This is a genomic window from Pseudovibrio sp. Ad26, assembly GCF_001623285.1.
GTDB lineage: Bacteria > Pseudomonadota > Alphaproteobacteria > Rhizobiales > Stappiaceae > Pseudovibrio > Pseudovibrio ascidiaceicola.
Genome location: NZ_LMCE01000017.1, coordinates 1 through 4,098 on the forward strand (window position 1 = coordinate 1; position 4,098 = coordinate 4,098).

The following is a 4,098-nucleotide window of genomic DNA, read 5'->3' on the forward strand; positions in this document are numbered from 1 at the left end:
ATGGGTTTGTGCTCGGCGGCGGCATTGGCATTTGCGGCGCTGCGGACATCGTCGTCGCCTCTGAGTGCGCCCGCTTTGGCGTGCCGGAGGTGGACCGCGGGGCATTGGGCGGCGGGGCGCATTTGCAACGACTGCTGCCCCTGCAAAAGGTCCGCTATCTCTATTTCACCGGCCTTGAGATGACTGCTCAGGAGGCCGCTCGGTATGGCGGCATTGAGGCGGTTGTCAAACGCGATCAGCTTCATGACCATGCCCGCGCTATTGCTGAAAAGATTGCAGAAAAGAGCCCGGCGCTGATTTCGCTTGCCAAAGAGGCGCTCAACGGCGTTGAGGCCAGCAATCTGGAGCGCAATTACCGCTGGGAACAAGGCTTTACCGCTCAGGCTTACTTGCACTCAGATTCTCAAATGACCCGTGATGCGTTTGTAACAACAGGTGAAAACGCCAATTTTTGAAGAAGGATTTCATCATGCTTGATGCTGCCGAGAGCGACCTACCTGTCTCTGCCTCGCCGCCCCGCTATGTGCAGGGCCACAATATGCTGGAGGATCGCGGGCTCCTGATCACCGCCGCTGCCGGGGTTGGCATCGGCTTTGCCACAGCCCAACGGGCGGTGGAGGAAAATGCCCGGATGGTGATTATTTCCGACAAACATCCAGAGCGGTTGGAACAGGCCACAGCAAAACTGCAAGGCGTGGCAAAAGAGCAAGGCAAGCAAACGGTTGTTGTTGGGCAAGTGGCTGATGTGACCTGCGAAGAGGAGGTGCAGGCGCTGGTTGATAAGGGCGATACGCTCATGTCCGGCCTTGATATTCTTGTCAATAACGGGGCTGGGCGGCACCAAAAACATCGTTGAGATGAGTGATCAGGAATGGTCGCTGGTGCTTGATGTCACTTTGAACGGCACGTTTCGCATGACCCGCGCAGCCCTTGCAAAGATGCAGGCACGCGGTGCTGGCGTGATTGTCAATAACGCCTCCGTTCTTGGCTGGCGGGCACAGGCCGGGCAGGCGCACTATGCCGCTGCCAAGGCTGCTGTGATGGCTTTAACCCGCTGCAGCGCAGTGGAGGCGGCCGCGCATAACATCCGCATCAATGCGGTTGCGCCCTCACTGGCCATGCATGATTTCCTGCGGCGCTCCGCTCCCGCAGAGCTGTTGGACAAGCTTTGCAAAAAAGAAGCCTTTGGCCGCGCTGCTGAGCTTTGGGAAGTAGCAAATGTCATCATGTTTTTAGCCAGCGACTACTCATCCTATATGACTGGCGAAGTGGTGTCAGTTTCTTCTCAACGGGCCTGATGGAGGGTGCCATGACACTTATTGCAAGATGCTGTGAGGACTTAATTGCCAATAAAAACATAGTTCTGGAGCCAACGGACTGGCTGACAATGACGCAGGAGCGCATTGACCTGTTTGCAGAGGCCACAGGGGATTTCCAGTGGTTGCATGTGGACCGCGAGGCAGCGAAAACCGGGCCGTTTGGCACAACCATAGCTCACGGTTATCTCTCCCTGTCTTTGACCAACTATTTCCTGCTCATGCTGCTTAAACCGGAGAATCTGGATTGGGGCGTCAATTACGGCGTCGACCGCGTGCGCTTTCCCGCCCCCATTCGCCAAGGGGATCAGATCAGAGCCCACGGCGTGCTCACTGCGGTAAAACCGCTAAGCGCAGTGGATGTGCAAACAACGGTGCGCATGACAATTGACATTAAGGGCGGCGAAAAACCCGGCTGTGTTGCAGATACGATCCAGCGTTATTCTTTCTTGCCCGAAAAAACCGAGCAACCAGAAGGGGTTGAGCAGGTATAGCCAGCCAATGCGCTGCACAAAACACGCAGCTCGTCCGGTTGGATGATTTCTCAAAGGCAAGGTCTCAATAGGATTATCAGGAAATGAAGCGCACCTGCCTTTCGGGGCTGTCCCTTTCAGACAGGCAGGCAAAGCAAGGACTTGCTATGAACAAACAGGTTTCACTGCAAACCGCCATTGGCTCGCTGCGCGATGGCATGATGATCGCCATTGGCGGTTGGGGCCCAAGACGCAAACCAATGGCGCTGGTGCGGGAGATTCTCCGCTCAGACCTGAAGGATTTGACCCTTGTCTCCTATGGTGGTCCGGAAGTTGGCATGTTGTGTGCAGCGGGCAAGGTGAAAAAAGTCATCTACGGCTTTGTTTCGCTCGATGTTATTCCGCTTGAACCTTACTTCCGCAAAGCCCGGGAAACCGGACAAATTGAGATTACGGAACTGGATGAAGGCCTGCTGAAGCTTGGCTTGCGGGCTGGGGCGGAAAATGTTCCCTTTGCGCCGACCCGCATTGGCCTTGGCACGGATATACTGACCTACAACCCCGAGCTGAAGGTGATATCCTCCCCCTATAACAGCGCGGAGAAGCTGGTTGCCATGCCAGCCATCAAGCCGGATGTTGCGCTCATTCATGTTTCCTACGCTGACTGGCTGGGCAACACCCAGACCCACGGGCGCGATCCATATTTTGATAGTCTGTTTGCCCGTGCAGCTGGCAATGTCATTATCTCGGCAGAAAGACTGGTCGACCGGCTGGATATTAGCTGTCCTGACACCAGCCAGCAGAGCCTGTTTGACCGCTCGCTTGTGGATGCGGTTGTCAGCGCGCCCTTTGGGGCCCATCCAACCACGGCGCATGATCATTATGGCTGGGACATGCAGCACCTGAAGCTTTATTGCAAATCCGCTGCGGACGAAAACGGGTTTGATGCATACCTGCAGGACTTTGTGGGCGCTGATGAAGCCGCCTACCTGACCAATGTTGGTGGTGCAGAGCATTGCAGCACTTTGCCGATCCCTCGATTTTAAAAGGTACTTGCCTCGTGAATATGGAACAGCAAACCTATACCACTGCCGATGTGATGATCTGCGCTGCGGCAAAAGCCTGGGAAAAGGACGGCGAGTTGCTGGCTAACGGCATTGGCAGCTTGCCACGCATTGCCGCCGGACTGGCAAAACTGACGCTCAACGATCAACTGATGCTCAGCGATGGCGAGGCGTTTTTGGTTGAAGAGCCCGTGCCGCTGGGATGCCCGGAAGAAGAACGCCCCAATCCATCCGGCTGGCTTCCTTATACACGCGTGTTTGATGTGCTGTGGTCTGGCCGCCGACATGCCATGGTGTCTCCTGTCCAGATCGATCAGTATGGTCAGGCCAACATTTCCTGCCTGGGTGATTTCAAAAAACCCAAGGTGCAAATGCTTGGCGCACGCGGTTTCCCCGGCAACAGCATCCACCATTGCAATTCCATGCTGGTGACACGCCACGACACAAAAACCTTTGTGAAAGGCGAAGTCGATGTGGTGTGCAGCGCCGGGTATAACCCACGCATGTGGCCGGATGAGATCATTCCTGAGACATTGCAGATTGGACTGATTGTGACGCCGTTGTGTGTGATGGATTTTAACGGCGATGACCACAAACCGCGCGTTGTCTCCCTGCATGCGGGCGTGAGCTTGGACCAGGTGCGCGACAACACCGGCTATGACCTGCAGGCCGACGACAAGCCCGCTCAGACCGAAACTCCAAATGCGGCGCAAATGGCGATCATCAAAAAACTCGACCCGAACGGCATCCGCCTCTCAGCAGTTAAGCAGTAAGAATCTGGCCGGACATTCAGCAGGCACTCAACACCCCGCCAACCGCTTCCCCGTCCGGCCAGATTCGCCTTACCGACGTTTAAATCAGCATATCAAGGCTAAAAATACGCAACCAACGCAAATCCTTTCAAACCGACGGCGGAGCGCTGCCTCTTAACACAAGGTAAGTGGCTCTGTTGCAAACATGTTTTAGAGCGTATTTTGTGTTATTTCAGTACGGTGGTTTAGGCGTTTTCGCTCTGAAGATGGTTTTCAAGGGCGTTGTTGCAGTATCCCCCTGACGTAGAGTATCTTCTCTGAAACTTCTCTACTTTATGCCATTTAAACAGACTGCTGATCGGCGTCGAGAGCACCCAAAAGTGTGGGGCAGTTGCGATAACGCAGTCTGATCTGGTTGCCGAAGTGTAAAGTGTCTGCCACATTCGCGCATGCTCGAACTTTCGCCATCCTGTTCAGCCATCCAGCTCAAGGT

Annotated in this window: 4 protein-coding genes and 1 pseudogene; all 5 read left to right on the plus strand. The window is 55.1% G+C overall.

Features of this window, described 5'->3' with window-relative positions; genetic code table 11:
- Nucleotides 1–455, plus strand: a 455-nt coding sequence (locus PsAD26_RS04500) for an enoyl-CoA hydratase-related protein (RefSeq protein WP_193758247.1), incomplete at its 5' end; no start/stop codon positions are given.
- Nucleotides 456–538: 83 nt separating this feature from the next.
- Nucleotides 539–1,298, plus strand: a pseudogene (locus PsAD26_RS04505) (SDR family oxidoreductase).
- Between the two features lie 11 nt (nt 1,299–1,309).
- Nucleotides 1,310–1,810 (plus strand): MaoC family dehydratase, encoded by a 501-nt coding sequence (locus PsAD26_RS04510; protein WP_057461775.1) that lies wholly within the window; start codon nt 1,310–1,312, stop codon nt 1,808–1,810.
- A gap of 83 nt (nt 1,811–1,893) precedes the next feature.
- Nucleotides 1,894–2,835 (plus strand): CoA-transferase, encoded by a 942-nt coding sequence (locus PsAD26_RS04515; RefSeq protein ID WP_244273352.1) that lies wholly within the window; start codon nt 1,894–1,896, stop codon nt 2,833–2,835.
- 20 nt (nt 2,836–2,855) lie between these two features.
- The gene (locus tag PsAD26_RS04520; RefSeq protein ID WP_063309453.1) at nt 2,856–3,626 is read left to right on the plus strand and encodes a hypothetical protein; all 771 of its coding nucleotides are present in this window, start codon (nt 2,856–2,858) and stop codon (nt 3,624–3,626) included.
- Nucleotides 3,627–4,098 lie beyond the last annotated feature (472 nt).